At 63.9% G+C, this 17,633-nt stretch carries 19 protein-coding genes; 4 read left to right on the top strand and 15 right to left on the bottom strand.

What is annotated here, in order from left to right:
• Positions 1–54: 54 nt before the first annotated feature.
• The 10 genes from ACP15I_RS02300 to ACP15I_RS02345 form a co-directional block, all read right to left on the bottom strand.
• A complete protein-coding gene (locus tag ACP15I_RS02300; protein WP_424973737.1) occupies positions 55–219 on the bottom strand; it encodes a hypothetical protein in 165 nt (54 codons plus the stop codon).
• A 217-nt stretch (positions 220–436) separates the two neighbouring features.
• Positions 437–796, bottom strand: coding sequence for a response regulator (locus ACP15I_RS02305; protein WP_424973738.1), 360 nt, complete (start codon positions 794–796; stop codon positions 437–439).
• A 27-nt stretch (positions 797–823) separates the two neighbouring features.
• Positions 824–1,894 carry a PAS domain-containing protein gene (locus tag ACP15I_RS02310; protein ID WP_424973739.1) on the bottom strand — a complete coding sequence of 357 codons (1,071 nt, stop codon included), beginning with the start codon at positions 1,892–1,894 and terminating at the stop codon, positions 824–826.
• Between the two features lie 438 nt (positions 1,895–2,332).
• The gene (locus tag ACP15I_RS02315) at positions 2,333–3,901 is read right to left on the bottom strand and encodes a GMC family oxidoreductase (RefSeq protein ID WP_424964573.1); all 1,569 of its coding nucleotides are present in this window, start codon (positions 3,899–3,901) and stop codon (positions 2,333–2,335) included.
• A gap of 14 nt (positions 3,902–3,915) precedes the next feature.
• Positions 3,916–4,440: a Twin-arginine translocation pathway signal gene (locus tag ACP15I_RS02320; RefSeq protein ID WP_424973740.1), complete on the bottom strand. Its 525-nt coding sequence runs from the start codon at positions 4,438–4,440 to the stop codon at positions 3,916–3,918.
• Between the two features lie 54 nt (positions 4,441–4,494).
• On the bottom strand, positions 4,495–4,890 hold the full coding sequence (locus ACP15I_RS02325) for a VOC family protein (protein WP_424964571.1): 396 nt from the start codon (positions 4,888–4,890) through the stop codon (positions 4,495–4,497).
• Positions 4,891–4,966: 76 nt separating this feature from the next.
• Positions 4,967–5,551, bottom strand: a complete 585-nt coding sequence (locus ACP15I_RS02330; protein ID WP_424973741.1) for a VPLPA-CTERM sorting domain-containing protein — start codon at positions 5,549–5,551, stop codon at positions 4,967–4,969.
• 140 nt (positions 5,552–5,691) lie between these two features.
• Entirely contained in the window at positions 5,692–5,982 is a 291-nt protein-coding gene (locus ACP15I_RS02335; RefSeq protein ID WP_424964569.1) for a ribbon-helix-helix domain-containing protein, read from the bottom strand.
• 208 nt (positions 5,983–6,190) lie between these two features.
• Entirely contained in the window at positions 6,191–7,066 is an 876-nt protein-coding gene (locus ACP15I_RS02340) for an S-methyl-5'-thioadenosine phosphorylase (protein WP_424973742.1), read from the bottom strand.
• A 65-nt stretch (positions 7,067–7,131) separates the two neighbouring features.
• A complete protein-coding gene (locus tag ACP15I_RS02345) occupies positions 7,132–8,094 on the bottom strand; it encodes a calcium-binding protein (RefSeq protein WP_424973743.1) in 963 nt (320 codons plus the stop codon).
• Positions 8,095–8,345: 251 nt separating this feature from the next.
• On the opposite strand from ACP15I_RS02345, the gene ACP15I_RS02350 reads away from it, so the two are divergent.
• Both ACP15I_RS02350 and ACP15I_RS02355 read left to right on the top strand, forming a co-directional pair.
• Complete coding sequence (locus ACP15I_RS02350; RefSeq protein WP_424973744.1) at positions 8,346–9,950, top strand: SulP family inorganic anion transporter; 1,605 nt, start codon at positions 8,346–8,348, stop codon at positions 9,948–9,950.
• A gap of 119 nt (positions 9,951–10,069) precedes the next feature.
• Positions 10,070–10,345, top strand: coding sequence for a peptidase (locus tag ACP15I_RS02355; protein WP_424973745.1), 276 nt, complete (start codon positions 10,070–10,072; stop codon positions 10,343–10,345).
• A gap of 7 nt (positions 10,346–10,352) precedes the next feature.
• Here ACP15I_RS02355 and ACP15I_RS02360 read toward each other — a convergent pair whose 3' ends face one another.
• Positions 10,353–10,958 carry a flavin reductase family protein gene (locus ACP15I_RS02360; protein ID WP_424973746.1) on the bottom strand — a complete coding sequence of 202 codons (606 nt, stop codon included), beginning with the start codon at positions 10,956–10,958 and terminating at the stop codon, positions 10,353–10,355.
• A gap of 76 nt (positions 10,959–11,034) precedes the next feature.
• On the opposite strand from ACP15I_RS02360, the gene ACP15I_RS02365 reads away from it, so the two are divergent.
• Both ACP15I_RS02365 and ACP15I_RS02370 read left to right on the top strand, forming a co-directional pair.
• Positions 11,035–11,526, top strand: coding sequence for a GNAT family N-acetyltransferase (locus tag ACP15I_RS02365; RefSeq protein WP_424973747.1), 492 nt, complete (start codon positions 11,035–11,037; stop codon positions 11,524–11,526).
• 93 nt (positions 11,527–11,619) lie between these two features.
• The gene (locus ACP15I_RS02370; protein WP_424973748.1) at positions 11,620–12,387 is read left to right on the top strand and encodes a vWA domain-containing protein; all 768 of its coding nucleotides are present in this window, start codon (positions 11,620–11,622) and stop codon (positions 12,385–12,387) included.
• Positions 12,388–12,393: 6 nt separating this feature from the next.
• Here the strand turns inward: ACP15I_RS02370 and ptsP are convergent, their stop codons facing one another.
• The 4 genes from ptsP to ACP15I_RS02390 form a co-directional block, all read right to left on the bottom strand.
• Complete coding sequence (gene ptsP, locus ACP15I_RS02375) at positions 12,394–14,637, bottom strand: phosphoenolpyruvate--protein phosphotransferase (protein ID WP_424964561.1); 2,244 nt, start codon at positions 14,635–14,637, stop codon at positions 12,394–12,396.
• Positions 14,638–14,858: 221 nt separating this feature from the next.
• Positions 14,859–16,097, bottom strand: a complete 1,239-nt coding sequence (locus ACP15I_RS02380; RefSeq protein WP_424964560.1) for an aspartate kinase — start codon at positions 16,095–16,097, stop codon at positions 14,859–14,861.
• A gap of 296 nt (positions 16,098–16,393) precedes the next feature.
• On the bottom strand, positions 16,394–16,984 hold the full coding sequence (locus ACP15I_RS02385) for an AAA family ATPase (RefSeq protein ID WP_424964559.1): 591 nt from the start codon (positions 16,982–16,984) through the stop codon (positions 16,394–16,396).
• Positions 16,968–17,633, bottom strand: a complete 666-nt coding sequence (locus tag ACP15I_RS02390; protein WP_424973749.1) for an SDR family oxidoreductase — start codon at positions 17,631–17,633, stop codon at positions 16,968–16,970. The genes ACP15I_RS02385 and ACP15I_RS02390 overlap by 17 nt, the downstream gene beginning before the upstream one ends.

The following is a 17,633-nucleotide window of genomic DNA, read 5'->3' on the forward strand; positions in this document are numbered from 1 at the left end:
GGCGCGCGGGATCGCGCCATAAGCTTGACTAAAAACATCTAAAAATCGGGCTGGTCACCGGATCGCATCGACCGCTTCAGGAGGGGCCAGACTCGCAGCCACCTTGAAGAACGTGCGCGCGCGGGACAGGTCGTCGGGGTCTGAACTCAGCCATTTGCCGGACAGGCGGGCCTCGACCAGCTTGGGCGCGATCCGCTCGACCTTTCGGAAGGTCTCCATGGCCTTGTCGATACGGCCCTAACCGACATAGCCGATGGTGCCGAGGACGGGCGGTGTCGCGCTCTGGGCGGCTTCCATCAGTGCGGCCTCAGCCGCCTCTGCCGTGGCCGCATAATTGCCAGCGGCGAACTGCCCGCAGCCGTCGCGCCTGGTGATCGGTCTTGCTGATGGCCATGGCGCGCGTTGTCCGCAGTCGCGATCGACGGCAGCCCTCAGATCAGCGCGCGGATGTCACCAAGGCGCTCAGGTGCTTCATATCGAATGGTTTTTCGATAACCGCACGGGGTGAGATGTCACGGGGGACCATACTCGGCGCCGTGACGGTGACGATCGCATAGGGAATTGAATGAGCTTCGAGTTGCTCGGCAACGATATCGCACGAGCTATCCTTCAAATGGAGATCGAGCACGGCAATGTCCGGTTTGGTCTCGCGCAACGCATCCATCGCGCGGCTCACACGATCAAAAGGCCCCATCACGATATAGCCCTCGTGGACAAACTGATCCTTCAGATCAAGCGCAACGATAGGATCATCTTCCAACAGCAGAATCGTCTTGGACGGCGCAGAATCCCTCATGACCCGATCATCCGAAGGGCAACATGGCTAAGCATGTTCTTCTTCGTCCTCTTCGATGGAAACGAGGGCCTTCGGCACGTCCAACGTCACCGTGGTGCCTTGAACATCCCCAGCGGCGACATCGAGCTTTCCTTCGAGCCCTTCGACAAGGCTATTAATGATACGCCCCCCAAGGTTGCCCTCCTTCGGCCAGTCGACATCGTCTGGGATGCCGACCCCATCGTCCGAGATAACAAGACGAAACACGCCATTGCTCAGCGTTTTGGCTTCGATTTCAAGCAAACCTTCGTTGCGCCCTTCAAACGCATGTTGCAGAGCGTTGGTTGTCAACTCTGACAAGATCAGACCAAGCTGTGTCGCTGTTTGGAAGGGAACCCGCAACTTTTCCGCATCGATATTCACTCTGACGCCGCTTCGGCCATCCAGATAGGCAACAGCGTTCGCAACGCGCGACAGATACGCCCCGAGCGCGACGGTATCTTTGGCCCCAGTCTCGTCCTCGTCATCCCGTCCAGAAAGCTCTTCATACAGCAGCTGCAGTGTTTCGACCCGTCTGGCCAACATGTCAAAGTCCTGGTCCGGACGCGGCCCTTTCGCGCCGGACTGCAGCCGGATCATCGACACCACCATCGCGAGGTGGTTCTTCACACGGTGCTGAATCTCTTCGAGGGCGTTCTGAATATCCGAGTCATACTGGCTTTGTCGCCCAGTTCCCGGCACTTCGATCTCGAGCTGCAGGCCGACAAAGTACAACACGTTGCCATCTTCGCCGATAAGCGGTGAAATCATAAGCCGGTTCAAAAACTGCTCGCCGTCAGGACGGTAGTTGCGCAGATCGACGATGATTTCCTCTTCGTTTTCGATCGCTGCGCGTAATTTTGCGATGTTCTCCTGGTCTTTGTCGTCCTTCTGGAGAAAGCGACAATTGCGACCAATTGCAAAGTCCCGCGCATAGCCCGTAATCGTCGTGAAGGTGTCGTTGACATAGACAATTGGGTTATCTTCCGCACGCGGATCGGTCAGCACGAGTGAGAAGGGGGCTTTGGACAAAGCCGCCAGGAAGTCTGCACCCGAGATTGAAGAAGCATCCACTGCCATTGCCGTACTCCTGTCACATCATCACTTCGAGACGCTGACTACAGGCCGTTTTCGAGTTTAATTGAGGGTGGACATGCATTGGCAGCAGGTTGAGAGTAGCGTCAGGAAGCATGGACAGTCAAGGTGTAATGCTGAGTTTACATTTATTCGGTCTCGACCTCTTGGCGCTCTAATTTTGACATCGCCGTTGCGTTGCCGGGACCTGCCGCTGCCCTGGGCCGCCCTTGGATCTCCTCGTCATTGCAGAGGTTCGTGTCGTCGCAACCAAGGGGCCCTTGCTCCCCCCGAAGACGACTGCGAGCGCGTTGTCCGAGGCGCATGTCTGCAACCTCATGGATATCTGTGGACGCGGTCAGGCGTCGTGCTGCCTGCTTTACCCGCAATCAAAAAGGGCCACCCGTTGCCAGGTGGCCCGTCTTGTTTGCAAAACCGAATGGCTCAGATGTTCTGAGCGGCCATTTCCTTGGCGATGTGATCCGCCTGCCGCATGGCCAGCGCCACGATGGTCAGGGTCGGGTTTTCCGCGGCTCCGGTGGTGAATTGCGAGCCGTCCGAGATGAACAGGTTCGCGATGTCATGGGTCTGACCCCACTTGTTCACCACCCCGTCGCGCGCATTCTCGGACATCCGGTTGGTGCCGAGGTTATGCGTGCTGGGATAGGGCGGGGTCGGGAAGGTACGCGTGGCGCCCACCGCCTCGTAGACCGCTTGCCCCTGCTGCCAGGCGTGGTTGCGCATGGCGATGTCATTGGGGTGATCATCGAAATGCACGTTCGGCGCGGGCAGGCCGTACTGGTCGAGCACATCGGTGTTCAGGGTCACGCGGTTGGTCTCCTGCGGCATGTCCTCGCCCACGAGCCACATGCCGGCCATGTTCTCATAGGCATCCAGTGCGCTGGTGAACTCGCGGCCCCAGGCACCCGGATCGAGGAAGGCGGCCATGAAGGGCAGGCCGAGGCTCAGCGTCTCCATCTCGTAGCCGCCGACAAAGCCACGCGACGGATCGTGGCGGGCCTCGTCAGTGATGATCCCGGCCATGGTCGTGCCGCGCCACATGCGCACGGGCTTGTCGAAGACCGCATAGACCGAGGCCGTCATGTGCCGCATGTAGTTGCGCCCGACCTGGCCCGAGCTGTTGGCGAGCCCGTCGGGGTACATCGACGAGGCCGAGTTCAGCAGCAGGCGCGGACTCTCGATCGAGTTCCCGGCCACGGCCACCACGCGGGCCTTTTGCAGATGCTGGTTGCCCTCGGCATCCGCATAGAGCACGCCCGTCACCTTGCCCGTATCGTCATGCTCGATCTTGAGAACATGGGCTTGCGTGCGCAGCTCATAATTGCCGGTGTCGAGCGCGTTCGGGATCTCGTCATAGCTGGGCGACCACTTGGCCGCGACCTTGCAGCCCTGAAAACAGAAACCCATCTGCTGGCACGGGGTGCCATCGGCGCTGTCGGAGCTCTTGATCGCCATCCGGCCCGTATGCACGTCCTCGTAGCCAAGTTGCTTGGCACCTGCCTCGAAGACCTTGAAGTTGTTGTTGCCTGGCAGGCCCGGACGGTCGCCCGTGCGGGTGACATGCATCTTGTCCTCGGCGGCCGCGTACCACGGGGCCATTTCCTCGGCATCGATGGGCCAGTCCAGCAGGGACGCGCCGGGCACATTACCATAGGTCGTGCGCGCCTTCCATTCATGGTCCTGAAACCGCAAGGAGGCACCCGCCCAGTGCACGGTCGAGCCGCCCACGGATTTCACGATCCAGGCGGGCAGTCCCGAGAAATCGTCGCTCACTCGCCAGTCGCCGGAGGTCGTGCGCGCATCGAGCCAGGCGAGTTGGCCGAAGCTGGCCCATTCATCCTGCAGGAAATCCTGCGGCTCGTGGAAGGCACCAGCCTCCAGCGAGACAACCTTGACGCCCTTCTTGGCCAGCTCATTGGCCAGCGTTCCGCCACCGGCACCGGTGCCGATGATGACGACCACGGAGTCGTCGTTCAGATCAAATGTAGTCATGCTCAGATCCTCCCTCAGACCCAGTCCACGTCATCAAAACCGCGATCGATATAGCCGCCCTTGGAGAAGCTCTCGCCCTCATAGCCAAAGAGGGGCCAGACATCTTTCTGGTTATAAAGACCGGTGACGAGTCCGCCGCGGATCTGTTGGAAGAAGGGGCTGTTTTCCATCCCGCGCAGCACGTCCACCCTGTCGCGCTCCCAGCCCATGGCAAGGTAGCTGCCATGCCCGGCATTGCGCGCCGCAGCGTTGAGATCCGAGATCCCGAGCTCGATCGTGCCCGCATCATCATCGGTGTCATAGCCCTTCACGGCAGCGGCGTAGAACTTGTCGCCCACGTGGTCGTGGGGATAGATGTCGCGCGCCATCTGCACGAGGGTTGCGAAGGTCTCGGGCTTGAGCGCCGACAATTCGGTCGCCCAGGCGGCATCCTTTGCGGCGACAAAGCCGCTCCCGACGACAAAGCTGGCACTTGCTGCGGTTGCCCGCGCCAAGAGCTGGCGCCGTGTCAGGCCTTTGGGGCCTTTGGTGTCAATCATGTCTTTCCTCCCATTTCGCGCCGCTGCGGCCTCCCTGCCGCGCGGCTGTCTGTTTTATTGAAAGCGTCCGCTGCGCTCGAGCACCTCGATCTGATAGCCATCGGGGTCGGCCACGAAGAAAAAGCGCCCGACGAGCTTGCCGTCCGGCGCGAATTCCACCAGCTTTCTTGGGTTCAGTCCCTCGGCCTCGAACCGGGCGTGTTCCGCCTTCAGGTCCTCGACGGATACGGCAAAATGCCCGTAGCCATTGCCCAGATCATAGGGCTCCGTGGTGCCTTTATTGACCGTCAGCTCCAGCTCGAAGCCACTTTCAGCATTGCTGAGATAGACCAGCGTGAAGTCTGAAAAGTCGAGTCGATCCGCGACCTCCAGTCCGAAGGCCCGCTTGTAGAAATCGCAGGACCGCGCCTCATCGAGAACGCGGATCATGCTGTGGATTGCCTTGGCCAATCCAACCTCCCTGTTTTGGTATTGTTGGGAGGTCAGGCTAGCGCGGGCTCAAACAGGGCAGGGTAGTAAGGTTTTACTACTGCCTAAAGTTTGTGCAGATCGCCGTCCGTGTCGCGCCTCGGTCCCGGCGCCACCGGCGCGCGGCGCCCAGCCCACCAAGCGCGCTCAGCGTCAGGAGAAGACCCGCGGGCAGGGGGATGGCCGTCGGCGTGAAGGTGACGCCCGCGAACCCACCATCGGTCCCGACGAGAGCAAACGGAACAGCGAAGAACGCCGTGCCGTAGAGTGTTTCTGCGCCAATGGGTGCGCAGGCGGGATCGCCAAGGCAGAAGAATTCAAAGACCGGCGCAGCTTCGAGGACCGCCGAAAACATGAAATCGGTGATCTGACCGTTGGTCACCGTGAAGCTGTTGACGTCAATGGCGGTCCACTGAACCACGTCACTGGTGTTGGGGTTGGTCTGGCCACCGGTCGCGGCTGGTACGGATGTGAGTATCAGGGACGTCGCCGCGCCGGTGGCATTGTCCGCCAGACCGGAGACCGTTCCGGTCACGGTGCCCGCGACGTTGCCAACTGTGTTCGAAAAAGAAAAGTCGAAGCTCAGCGCGTTGGCTGAGGGGGCTGCGAGAAGAAAAGCACAAACAAGAGAAAAAAACCGCATCGGATTGCTCCTTTCAGGGCCAAAGACCAACCTTGGACCCAAGGGTGACCTAGGGTCAAAGCAATTCCGCAGATCTCTTTGCTTCGCGTGATTTGGGGATGTCGCTGCACGACGCGCTGTCCCGACCGGGGCCTGTTCCGTTACTCTGCGGCGATCCCGGCCTCCGGCGCCTTTTGCGTTTCGATATAGAGCAGTGCCGTGCACCGCAGCAGCGAGGTGAAGTTCGACGGCTCGCCGCGCGCCTCCAGAACCTCGGAATGCAGGGTCGAGATGAAGGCCGGGGTGCTGGTCCCCTCAGCCTCGGCAATCGTGTCGAGAATGGCCCAGAAACTGTTCTCCAGCCGGATCGACGTGCTTTGCCCGTTCAGTCTGAGCCGTCGCGTGGTGCACGCGTATCGGTTCGGATCCTGATGGGAGAATATCTGGCACATGCTGGCCCCCCTCACAGTTTTTGTCCTCAAGCTCGAAGCTAGCGTTCCCTCCAAAGCCTGTCCATTGTGCAGTCGCAGCAGAAGCACTCCTGCCGCAGCCCAGCATGTCTTGCTCTCTTAAGTCTCTAAATATCCCGGGGGAACGGTCCGCAGGACCGTGGGGGCTGGCCCCCGACCCGGTCCGGCACCCGCACTGCCCTGCGACGGCTCACGCCGACAGAACCCGTCCCGCCACCGCATCCAACTTGGCCACAAGCGCCGGGTCGCGCTTGTCCGGCGCGGTCATCACCGCGTATTCCAGCGCCCGGTCGCAGCCATGCGCGCAGAGGTCCCGCTCGGCTCCGAGAAGCCGGGGGAGACGCGCGACCAGCCCCTTGGCCTTTTCCGAATTGCCCATGAGTGTCTTGATGATCTCGGTCACATCGACCTCGCCGTGATCCGGATGCCAGCTGTCGTAATCGGTGATCATCGCCACGCTGGCATAGCAAAGCTCCGCCTCGCGGGCGAGCTTGGCCTCGGGCATGTTGGTCATGCCGATCACGTCGCAGCCCCAGCTCTCGCGGTACATCTTGCTTTCGGCGAGGCTCGAGAATTGCGGGCCCTCCATGGCCAGATAGGTGCCGCCGTCATGGACAGTGATGCCACCTGCCTTGGCCGCCTCGAGACAGGCCGCGCCGAGCCGGGGGCAGGTCGGGTGCGCGACGCTCACATGGGCAACGCAGCCCGTGCCGAAGAAGGACTTCTCACGTGCAAAGGTCCGGTCGATGAACTGATCCACGATCACGAAATCGCCGGGCGCCATGTCTTCGCGAAACGACCCGCATGCGCTGACGGAGATCACATCCGTCACGCCCAGCCGCTTCAGCGCATCGATATTGGCGCGGTAGGGCACCGTGGTTGGAGAATGGACATGGCCGCGCCCGTGCCGGGGCAGAAACGCCATTCGCACCCCGTCCAGCGTCCCGGTCAGGATCGCGTCCGAAGGCGCGCCCCAAGGGCTCTCGACCTCCTGCCAGGAGGGGTTCTCCAGCCCCTCGATCTCATAAAGCCCGGATCCGCCGATGATGCCCAGAAACGTCTGCATAAGTGCCCCCTGTTGTCTCTGCCTTCATGGCTAGGCAGCGCATTCGGGCGCGTCAATGGCTGTGGCTACAGCAAGAGCAGATTGCTGTCATCGAGGCTGTCTGCGGTCGTGTTCAGAACGAGGACCGTGACATCATCGCCGCGCAGGAGCGCGCCCGCCAGCGTGTTGGTCACCGTCACCTGATCGCTGTCTCTGGCGAGCTGGATCAGGTCCGCCTCGGCGTCGAAATCCACGATCACGTCGAACCCGTCCCCGGCCAGAAAGCGGAACGTGTCTTCGCCCGACCCGCCCAGAAGCCGGTCGTTTCCGGTGCCTCCCACCAGAACATCGACCCCGTCCTCTCCGACGAGGCGGTCATTCCCGGACCCGCCCTTGAGCAAATCGCCCTCTGCGCCGCCGATCAAGATGTCATCACCCGCATCCCCCTCCAGCGCGTCCGCGCCGTCCTCGCCAAAGAGGATGTCGTTGCCATCGCCCCCCGCGAGCCCGTCATCGCCGCCGCCGCCCCGGGCCAGATCGCGTCCGTCGCCGAGCCAGAAGATATCCGCGCCATCCTCGAAGATCGCGACGTCATTGCCGCGCATGTTCAGGACGACCCCGTCATCATTGACCGCATCCCGGGGTTGGAACGTCCCCGGCGGGGCCCCGCGATAGGACCAGTCGAGCCCGAGGACGATGTCGTCCACCGCCCCCGGATCGCTGCCGGAGCGATCCTCTTCGGCTGCGGCTGTCAGGGGGGCGAGGGGCAGAAAGAGCCGGTCGATCTCCACCAGAGGCCCGCCTGGGGTGTCGACGCGCAACCCGGTCAGGGTGCCCGTCAGGCGGGTTCCGCCCTCCCCATCCGGCACGGTGCCGAGGTTCAGCCCGCTCGCGGTATAGGTCAGATCCGTGCTGCCGGGGCGAAAGGTCAGCACGGCCTCCCGGTCCGACAGGGATTGCAGGCTGGCATCGAGGACGAGCGCCTCGAGATGGAACTGAACCGCATCGATCGTGCCGGCGACATTCGAGGCAAACCGTAATCTGGGCATTGGCGATGTCCTCCCTCAGGGGGGAACGATACCGCAAATCGGCGCGTGGCGATACGGGCGGGCGCGTTTGCAGTCATGGCGCGCGCTGTCCCTCGACCCGGATGCGGGGCGGGCGGGTCCCGGGGGGCAGTCCGAGCCGGCAACGTCCGCCTTGCATCCGGTGCAGTGCGGCATTGCATCTCAGGGCTAGGCAGAGCGCCCCAAACCGGCTATCCCGCGCGCAGCCCCCATCCCCATCCCGAGGTTTCCCCGTGGCCCGAGCTTTGCTGGCGTCCTTCGCCAATCGTATCGCCTTTTCCAGCCCGACCGAGGACGAGACGCTCAGCCCCGCCCGCTGGCGGATCGAGATCCTGTCCGGTCTGACCGTAGCCCTGGCCCTGGTGCCCGAGGCCGTGGCCTTTGCCTTTGTCGCCGGGGTGCACCCGCTGGTGGGGCTCTATGCGGCCTTTATCGTCGGGTTGATCACCGCGCTGATCGGTGGACGGCCAGGGATGATCTCGGGCGCGACGGGCGCGCTGGCGGTGGTCATGGTGGCGCTGGTGGCCGAACACGGGGTCGAATACCTCTTTGCCACTGTGGTGCTGATGGGGATCCTGCAGATCCTCTCGGGGATCTTCAAACTGGGCAAGTTCATCCGGCTCGTACCCCATCCGGTGATGCTGGGCTTCGTGAACGGGCTGGCCATCGTGATTTTCCTTGCGCAGCTCACGCAGTTCCGGGTGCCCAATGAGGCGGGCGAGCTGACCTGGATGACCGGCTGGCCGCTGGTCATGATGCTGGGCCTTGTGGCGCTGACCATGGTGATCATCTGGGGCATGCCCAAGCTGACCAAGGTGGTTCCGGCGCCGCTGGCGGGTATCGGGATCGTTGCGATCCTCGTGATCGTCTTCGGCATTGATGTGCCGCGCGTGGGCGACATGGCTTCGATCCAGGGCGGGCTGCCGGGCTTCCACATTCCCATGGTGCCGTTGACCCTCGAGACGCTGCAGATCATCGCGCCCTATGCCTTCATCCTCGCGGCGATCGGCCTGATCGAAAGCCTGCTGACCCTGAACCTTGTGGGCGAGATCACCGGCAAGCGCGGGGGCGCGAGCCAGGAATGCATCGCGCAGGGCGTGGCCAACACCGTCACCGGCTTTTTCGGGGGCATGGGCGGCTGCGCCATGATCGGCCAGTCGATGATCAACGTGAAATCCGGCGGGCGCACGCGGATCGCCGGGGTGGCGGCGGCGCTTTTCCTGCTGATCTTCATCGTTGCGGCCTCGCCCCTGATCGAACAGATTCCGCTGGCCGCGCTGGTGGGCGTGATGTTCATGGTGGTGATCGGCACCTTTGCCTGGCAGTCGCTGACGATCCTGCGCCGGGTGCCGCTGACCGATGCGCTGGTCATCGTGCTGGTCACGGTCGTCACCGTGCTCACCGACCTTGCCATCGCGGTGGTCGTGGGTGTGATTGTCTCGGCGCTGGCCTATGCCTGGAACAACGCCTCGCGGATCCATGCCAAGACCTATGACACGCCCGAAGGGGCCAAGGTCTATCAGGTGCAGGGGCCGCTCTTCTTCGGCTCCTCCGCCGGGTTCGTCGAGCTCTTTGACGTCTCCAATGACCCCGGCGTGGTGATCGTTGATTTCGCCGATAGCCGCGTGGTGGATCAGTCCGCCCTCACGGCGATCGAGGCCATGGCCGCGAAGTATGCCGAGGCGGGCAAAACCCTGCAGCTGCGCCATCTGAGCAAGGATTGTCACCAGCTGCTGAGCAAGGCCGGGCAGCTGATGATCGACAGTGATGACGACCCCGATTACGCGATTGCCGCCGATTACTCGGTCAAGACCGGCATTCTCGGGGCAGGGCACTAGCGCCGCAGACGCGGGCTCTTGCCAGAGGGGCGAGGTCCGGGCTAGAGCGTTGGGTGACGGGTGGCAGTGAGGACCCGTCCCCCCACATCTCTGGTCATTTCGGAAAGGTGTCGCGCGCCATGATTGTGCGTCCCCCGCTCTCGGCTCTGGTGGAGGCCTGGCTGCTCCGCCACGAACAATGTCTCAAATGGCTCGCCCTGCTCTTGGGCGTGAGCAGCACGGTCGCCATCGTGCAGAACTGGCATCCCTGGCCGATGGTCCTCGGGCTGCCGTTCTGCCTGATCTGGATCCTCTGTGCATGGCTCCACGGCGAGCGGCAGCTGAAATACATCAACATCCTGTTCACCGCGCTTTATATCTACGGCCTCGCGCGCTACGCGGTGCTGGGGTCCTGAGGCCGGCTCAGTCGTCGGGCCGCGCCAGAGAGAACAGGTTGTCGACGCAGGCATAGTCCCGGTAGCCAAGCCTGGAGAGCGGGCGGAAGGTGCTCACATCAAAGCGTCCATCGATGATGTGCTCGTCGCGCATGTGGACGCCGGTGACCTCGCCAAAGACCACGAAATTCGCCGCGCCGGGCAGCTGCACGACCTGGGTGAGCTTGCATTCGAGGTTGGCAGGTGCGGCGAGGACGCGGGAACAGGCCACGGTCTCGCACGGCGCCTTCTCTATTCCGGCCTTTTCGAACTCATCCACATCCGCGCCATAGGCGCTGGAGCTGACATTCATCACATCGCGCATCGCGTAGGACACGATATTGACGCAGAACACCCCGGTCTCGCGGATATTGGCGACGCTGTCCTTGGTGTCGCCGCGATCCTCCTTGGCGGAGGTCGAGGCGAACATCACCTGCGGCGGGACATAGGCGACGGCGTTGAAGAAGGAATAGGGCGCGAGATTGTCCCGGCCATCCGTGCCCCGGCTCGAGATCCAGCCGATGGGGCGGGGCGTGACGATGGCGTTGAACGGGTTATGGGGCAGATCATGGCCCTCTTCGGGACGGTAAAACATGTGTCCTCCTCGCTGTTTGCGCATCACCTAACGCCTGTGTTAGGCGCGAGGCCAGCGAAAAACGGAACCAGGCCACGTGCAACTGAGGCAGGAACAGACCGGCGATTGGTGGGAGGTCGAGGCGCTCTTCGATCTCTGCTTCGCGCCGGGGCGGGAGGCGCTTTCGTCCTACCGGCTGCGCGATGGGGTGCCGCCCGTGGCCGAGCTCTGCCTTGTTGCGCCCAGCATCGACAATGTGCTGGGCGGGATCGGCGGGGCGATCCGGTTCTGGCCGATCCGCGTGGGCGGACAAGAGGCGCTGTTGCTGGGCCCCGTTGCGGTCCACCCGACACGGCAGGGGGAGGGGTTGGGCGCGCTGCTCATTCAGGCCGGACTCGAGAAGGCCGCTTCACTGGGCTGGACCCGTGTCCTGCTGGTCGGGGATGCGCCCTATTACAGCCGCTTCGGGTTTGCTCGGGCCGAAGGCGTCCAGATGCCGCCGCCCACGAACCCCGACCGGGTGCTCGTCCATGCCCTGAGCCCGGGGGCCTGGGACGGGGTGCAGGGGGTGGTGACCGCCGCCACCTGATCGCCGCCGCCTGACCGCAGGGCGCGCGACCCGCGCCCACCCAAGACCCCAGTCGCATAGACAGGGCAGGGGCCGCCATGGCAGGCTCGCCCCATGATGATCCCCTTTGCCCCCTCCCGGATCCGCTCGAGCCTCTTTGCCTCCATCGCCCTTCTGGGCGTGAGCCTTGTGGGCGCGCCCCCTGCATTGCACGCGGCGCAGGGCTGTTCCGAGGATGCGATCGTGGTCTTTGACGGCTCCGGATCGATGTCGGAGATGGGGTTCAACCTGATGGATGAACCCCGGATCTTTGCCGCCCGGCGCGCGATCCGACGGGCCATGCCGCAAGTGGCCCCGTTTCGCAATCTCGGCCTGCTGATCTACGGGCCTGGTCCGCGCGAAGCCTGCAGCAATATCGATCTGCGTTTTGCCCCGATCCCGGACGCCGCCCCGCGCATGATCGCCGAGATCGACGCGCTGGCCCCCTCGGGCAACACGCCCCTGACCGACTCTGTGGCCCGCGCGGCCGAGGCGCTGGATTTCCGCCAGCGGGCGGGGGTCGTGGTGCTGGTCACCGATGGCAAAGAGACCTGCGGCGGCGCCCCGTGCCAGTTGGCCGCCAGTCTCTCGGCAGAAGCCCATGACCTGACCGTGCATGTGATCGGCTTCAAGCTGCGCGGCGAGCATTTCAGTTGGGACAGCCAGAACCAGCATGACTACCGCGAAGGGCAGACCGTGGCGCGCTGCCTTGCGGATCAGACCGGCGGGCTGTACCTGACCACCGAGACGGTGGATGAGCTGATCACCGCGCTGCAAACCACGCTGGGCTGTCCGATCTTCGGCCGAGCGCCCGCGCCGTCGGGGCGGCTGCTGCCCGGGTGAGCAGGCTCAGCTCTGCTGGCGCAACCAATCCATCACCGCCGGGCGTACGGTCATCGCGCCCGAGGCGCGGGCCTCGGTGATCACGCCGCGGGCCTCGCGCAGATCGCAGCGGCGCAAGAGATGCTTGACCGGCCCGATGGAAGCCGGGCGCATGGACAGCGCCCGCAGACCCATCGCGGCAAAGCACAGCGCCTCGATCGGGCGGCCCGCATCCTCGCCACAGAAGCTGACCGGGGTGCCCACATCGCGGCACCGGCTGACGATCAACTCGATCAGGCTCAGGAAAGAGACGTTCAGCGTGTCGTAGCGGCGGCGCACCCGCTCGTTCTCGCGGTCGGCGGCAAAGAAGAACTGCTTGAGGTCGTTGCCCCCGATGGAGATGAAATCCGCCATCTCGAAGAAGGAGTTCGGCGAGAAGGCGAGGCTCGGGGTTTCGAGCATGGCGCCTACCTCGACCTTTTCCGGCAGGACCCGCCCGAGGGAGGCCTCGCGGTCAAGTTCCCGCATCAGGTAGTCGCGGGCGCGGGTGAATTCCTCAAGCTGGGCCACGAAGGGAAACATCAGCGTCAGAGGCCGCCCATTCGCGCCCCGGATCAGCGCCTGCAGCTGCATCCGCATGACGCCGGGCTTGTCGAGCCCGACCCGGATCGCGCGCCAGCCCAGGGCCGGGTTCGGCTCATCCTGGGGCTTCATATAGGGCAGGACCTTGTCCGACCCGATATCCAGCGTGCGAAAGACCACGCGCTTGCCCCCGGCCGCGTCCAGCACGCGGGCATAGTGCTGCGCAAGCTCGGACCGCGCCGGAACCTTGGGTCGGGTCAGGAATTGCAGCTCGGTCCGGAACAGCCCCACGCCCTCGGCACCCGAGGTGGGCAGCGATGGCAGGTCGGCCATCAGGCCCGCATTCATGTTCAGGGAAATCTCGGTCCCGCATTGGGTGATCGCGGGCTTGTCGCGCAGGGAGGCATAGCGCTCCTGCGCCTTGGCCTGCATCGCGCTCTTGTCGCGGAAGGCGGCCTGCACGGTCTCATCCGGGCGCAGATGGACAATCCCTTGTTCGCCATCGATCAGCACCAGATCGCCATTCAGCGCCTCGGTCGTGATCCGCTTGGCATTGACGATCAGCGGGATGGCAAGCGCGCGGGCGACGATTGCCGCATGGCTGCCGACGGAGCCTTCCTCCAGCACGATCCCCTTCAGCGCGCGTCCGTAATCCAGCAGCTCGCCGGGCCCGATATTGCGCGCCACGAGGATCGGATCCACCGGGATCTCGGCCCCGGTCTCGGAGCCTTGCCCGGTCAAGAGCCGCAGCAACCGGTTCGACAGGTCATCCAGATCATGCAGCCGCTCGCGCAGATAGGCGTCGGGGACCTGCTCCATCCGGGTGCGGGCGGCGGATTGCTCTTTCTCGACGGCCGCCTCGGCGGACAGGCCGCTCACAAGGCTTTCCTCCATGCGCCGCATCCAGCCCCGGGAATTGGCGAACATCCGGTAAGCCTCAAGGATCTGCAGCTGTTCCTTGTCCTGGGTCGACGCCGTGTCGAGCATTTCGTCCACGGAAACGCGCAGCTGGTCCACCGCCTCGCGCAGGCGGGCCAGTTCGGCCTCGGGATCATCGGAGACGAGATTGGTGATCACCACCCGCGGTTCATGCAGATAGACCCGGCCCGTGGCGATGCCTTCCTGCGCGACCCCGCCCTTGACCATGATCGCGTTCTGATGCGGGGCGGCCAGCGCGGCACCCTCGCCGGTGAAGGCGCCCAGTTCCTTCATCTCGGCCAGCACCATGGCCACCACCTCGAGGGCATAGACCTCGTCGGTGGAGTATTCCCGTTGCGCGCGAGATTGCACCACAAGCACGCCGAGCGTCTCGCCCAGCCGCTGGACGGGCACGCCGAGGAAGCTCGAATAGACCTCCTCGCCGGTCTCGGGCATGTAGCGGAACCCTTCGGTGCCGGGCGCGTCGGCGGTGTTCAGGGGGCGGTTCTTGCGCGCGACGCGCCCCACCAGACCTTCGCCGATCCGCATGCGCGTCTGGTGGACGGCTTCGGGGTTCAGACCCTCGGTCGCGCAGAGCTCCAGCGTGTCCGCATCGCGAAACAGATAGATCGAACAGACCTCGGTCCGCATGCTGTCCGCGATCAGATGCGTGATCCGGTCCAGGCGTTCCTGACCCGCGCCCGCCTCGGCAAGCGTAGCCTGCAAGCGTCTGAGAAGCTTGCGGCTTTCGGTTTCCATGGTGTCGGGCATTGCTGCGCCTTGATCCCTCGTCTGGACCCCCGGAGCCGGTGTCCTCGGATCGGTTAGACCATATTCGTCAGAGCATGGGAACGGAAATTGCACCGCGCCTCAAGGGGCGCGGCATGCTGCGTGGTCCGGGCGCGAAATTGACACGCCCCGGCTCATTTTTGCGCCGGATGCGCAGGCGCGGGCCGTCAAAGCGGCCCGGGCGGCCGAGCTGCAGGGCGCGTTCAGGCGGCCTTGTCGAGGCCGAACACGTCATGCAGCGCCTGCACCGCGAGCTCCATGTATTTGCGCTCGATCAGCACCGAGATCTTGATCTCGGAGGTGGTGATCACGCGGATATTGATGCCCTCGTCGCGCAGCGCCTGGAACATCTGGGCGGCAACGCCGGCATGGCTGCGCATGCCGATGCCGACCACGGAGACCTTGGCCACATCCGTGTCGGCCACCAGTTCCTGGAAGTTGATCTCACCCAGTTCCTTGGCTTCCTTGATTGCCCGCTCGGCCCGCATCACCTGATCCGTCGGGCAGGAGAAGGTCATGTCCGTGCGGCCATCTTCCGAGATGTTCTGCACGATCATGTCCACATTCACCCCCGCCTCGGAGAGCGGCCCAAAGATCGCCGCCGCAATCCCGGGCCGGTCGGCCACGGAGATCAGGGTCATTTTCGCTTCATCGCGGGAATAGGCGACGCCGGAGACAACATTGCTTTCCATAATCTCTTCCTCATCGCAGACCAGAGTGCCGGAATTCTCGGTGTTTTCTTCAAAGCTCGACAGCACCCGCAGGGGCACCTTGAACCGCATGGCCAGCTCGACCGAGCGGGTCTGGAGCACCTTGGCCCCCAGGGAGGCGAGCTCGAGCATCTCCTCATAGGCGATCTTCTCGAGCTTGCAGGCCTTGTCCTCGATCCGCGGATCGGTCGTGTAGACGCCGTCCACATCCGTATAGATGTCGCAGCGCGTTGCCTCGAAAGCGGCGGCAAAGGCCACGGCGGTGGTGTCCGAGCCGCCCCGGCCCAGCGTGGTGATCCGGCCTTCGGGGCTCAGCCCCTGAAATCCCGCGATCACGGCGACCTGCATCCCCTCGTCGAATTTCGCATCGAGGTTCTCGCGCGGGATCTCTTCGATCCGGGCAGCGGCATGGGCGGAATTGGTCTTGAGCGGTACCTGCCAGCCCTGCCAGGAGCGTGCGGGCACCTCCATCTCCTGCAAGGTCAGGGCCATGAGCCCCGCAGTCACATTCTCGCCCGAAGAGACCACGGCGTCATACTCGCGCGCATCATAGAGCGGCGATGTCTGGTTCACCCAGCCCACCAGCTCGTTGGTCTTGCCCGACATGGCCGAGACGATCACGATGACCTTGTGGCCCCGCTCCACCTCGCGTTTGACCTTGGTCGCCGCGTTCTTGATCTTGTCGAGATCGGCCACCGAAGTGCCGCCGAATTTCATCACCAGAATGGACATATGCGTCTTCCGTCCTCACGTTCCGCCGCCGTGTAGGGGAAAGGCGGGGCAGGAGCAAGGGACCGGGAGGTCGCGGGGCAGCGCCGTCGCCCTAAGGCCGCGTTGCGCTGCGCGATTGATAGGGGACGTACTGCGCCGGGGTAGGCGCCTCCTTGGTCGAGATGTCGCGCGGTGGTGCAGAGCGGTGCCCTCGCCTTTGTCGTGCCCTCAGCGCCGATGGGGGACGGGTCAGAGCACGGGATCGGAGCGCTCGCCGGGCCCGACCCACGAGGACGTCGGACGCGGATTGCCCCGGATCAGCCCGAGCCGAGGACACCGCGGACGAGCGCGTCGGCGCCAAAGCGGCTGGGGACGAGGCGGCGCAGGGCGCTCATGATCGATGAGACGGATTCGTCGACCGAGAGCATATAGGTGTCGAGGTTCAGATCCGCCTCGGCCCATTCATCCACTTGCCGCGCCTGCACGCTGTTCCAGTCCGGCAGGCCCTGCATCGGGAACTCGGTCAACCTTTTTTCGACGCGGCGGCGGTGCTCTTGCGGGTTCGAGCACTGTACATTGACTTGCACCATGGTGGCCTGACAGCCCATGGCAACGCTCATCCACGCATTGCGGGTCATGGCGATCGGGTTCACGCAATCGGCGATCACCACATGGCCGAGATCGAGGTTCGAGGTGGCCACCTGGTAGGCCACATTGTAGCCCAGCGGGCCCACATCCGGACCCAGCTTTGCCTTCAGCGGGGCCTCGATCCGGTCGAGCACCAGATGCACCGCACTGAGCTGCGCGCTCAGCGCCTGGGCAATGGTGGATTTGCCGGTTCCCGGCAGGCCACCAAACACAATCAGGACGCCGTTTTCGGCGAGGTCGGGTTCAGTAAGGGTGCGCATGTCCATCCCAGGTTTCAAAACAACCAGTTGTCTTCAATGAAAGGGCCTCGAAACGATCCATCAGCCCGGAGGCGGCTTCCGCAGGGGTGAGCGATGCCGTAGGCCCGCCCATATCCGTCTGCACCCAGCCCGGGTGATAAATCCCAACCGCAATGCCCAATCCCTCCAGATCGGTCGCGAGATTACGCCCGAGATTGAGAACGGCGGCCTTTGAAGCGCGATAAATGTAAGAGCGTCCCGGCGCGCGGGTATGCGACGCCATTTGGGACGAGATAATTACGATTTTGCCATGGCCCGATTGCTGCAATTGCGGCAGCAGCGATTGCACCGACAGGAATACGCCGGTCACATTGGTCTCGAACATCTCTGCCCACATGGCCGGGGGATAGCCCTCGGCCAGGTTTTCGAACTTGTCGAGATAGATCCCCGCATTGCAGACCAGCAGATCCACGGCCGTGCCGTCCAGATGTTGGCTCAGCGCCGCGTGGCTCTCCGGCGAGGCGACGTCGAGCGGATGCCAGTCCACGCCCGGCAGATCCGCAGGTACGGCACCGCGATGGGTGCCCAGAACGCGGCTGTTCCGGGCCGCCATCTGGCGCGCCAGCTCGAGGCCAATGCCGCGCGAGGCTCCTGTGATCACCGCCACCAT

It is taken from the genome of Dinoroseobacter sp. S124A (assembly GCF_049801015.1).
GTDB lineage: Bacteria > Pseudomonadota > Alphaproteobacteria > Rhodobacterales > Rhodobacteraceae > Dinoroseobacter.

What these genes read in the sequence shown, in the direction of transcription:
- ACP15I_RS02300 (WP_424973737.1), bottom strand. Translation starts at nt 219, where the DNA reads ATGGAGACCTTCCGAAAGGTCGAGCGGATCGCGCCCAAGCTGGTCGAG.
- ACP15I_RS02305 (WP_424973738.1), bottom strand. Translation starts at nt 796, where the DNA reads ATGAGGGATTCTGCGCCGTCCAAGACGATTCTGCTGTTGGAAGATGAT.
- ACP15I_RS02310 (WP_424973739.1), bottom strand. Translation starts at nt 1,894, where the DNA reads ATGGCAGTGGATGCTTCTTCAATCTCGGGTGCAGACTTCCTGGCGGCT.
- ACP15I_RS02315 (WP_424964573.1), bottom strand. Translation starts at nt 3,901, where the DNA reads ATGACTACATTTGATCTGAACGACGACTCCGTGGTCGTCATCATCGGC.
- ACP15I_RS02320 (WP_424973740.1), bottom strand. Translation starts at nt 4,440, where the DNA reads ATGATTGACACCAAAGGCCCCAAAGGCCTGACACGGCGCCAGCTCTTG.
- ACP15I_RS02330 (WP_424973741.1), bottom strand. Translation starts at nt 5,551, where the DNA reads ATGCGGTTTTTTTCTCTTGTTTGTGCTTTTCTTCTCGCAGCCCCCTCA.
- ACP15I_RS02335 (WP_424964569.1), bottom strand. Translation starts at nt 5,982, where the DNA reads ATGTGCCAGATATTCTCCCATCAGGATCCGAACCGATACGCGTGCACC.
- ACP15I_RS02340 (WP_424973742.1), bottom strand. Translation starts at nt 7,066, where the DNA reads ATGCAGACGTTTCTGGGCATCATCGGCGGATCCGGGCTTTATGAGATC.
- ACP15I_RS02345 (WP_424973743.1), bottom strand. Translation starts at nt 8,094, where the DNA reads ATGCCCAGATTACGGTTTGCCTCGAATGTCGCCGGCACGATCGATGCG.
- ACP15I_RS02355 (WP_424973745.1), top strand. Translation starts at nt 10,070, where the DNA reads ATGATTGTGCGTCCCCCGCTCTCGGCTCTGGTGGAGGCCTGGCTGCTC.
- ACP15I_RS02360 (WP_424973746.1), bottom strand. Translation starts at nt 10,958, where the DNA reads ATGTTTTACCGTCCCGAAGAGGGCCATGATCTGCCCCATAACCCGTTC.
- ACP15I_RS02370 (WP_424973748.1), top strand. Translation starts at nt 11,620, where the DNA reads ATGATGATCCCCTTTGCCCCCTCCCGGATCCGCTCGAGCCTCTTTGCC.
- ptsP (WP_424964561.1), bottom strand. Translation starts at nt 14,637, where the DNA reads ATGCCCGACACCATGGAAACCGAAAGCCGCAAGCTTCTCAGACGCTTG.
- ACP15I_RS02380 (WP_424964560.1), bottom strand. Translation starts at nt 16,097, where the DNA reads ATGTCCATTCTGGTGATGAAATTCGGCGGCACTTCGGTGGCCGATCTC.
- ACP15I_RS02385 (WP_424964559.1), bottom strand. Translation starts at nt 16,984, where the DNA reads ATGCGCACCCTTACTGAACCCGACCTCGCCGAAAACGGCGTCCTGATT.
- ACP15I_RS02390 (WP_424973749.1), bottom strand. Translation starts at nt 17,633, where the DNA reads ATGGTGGCGGTGATCACAGGAGCCTCGCGCGGCATTGGCCTCGAGCTG.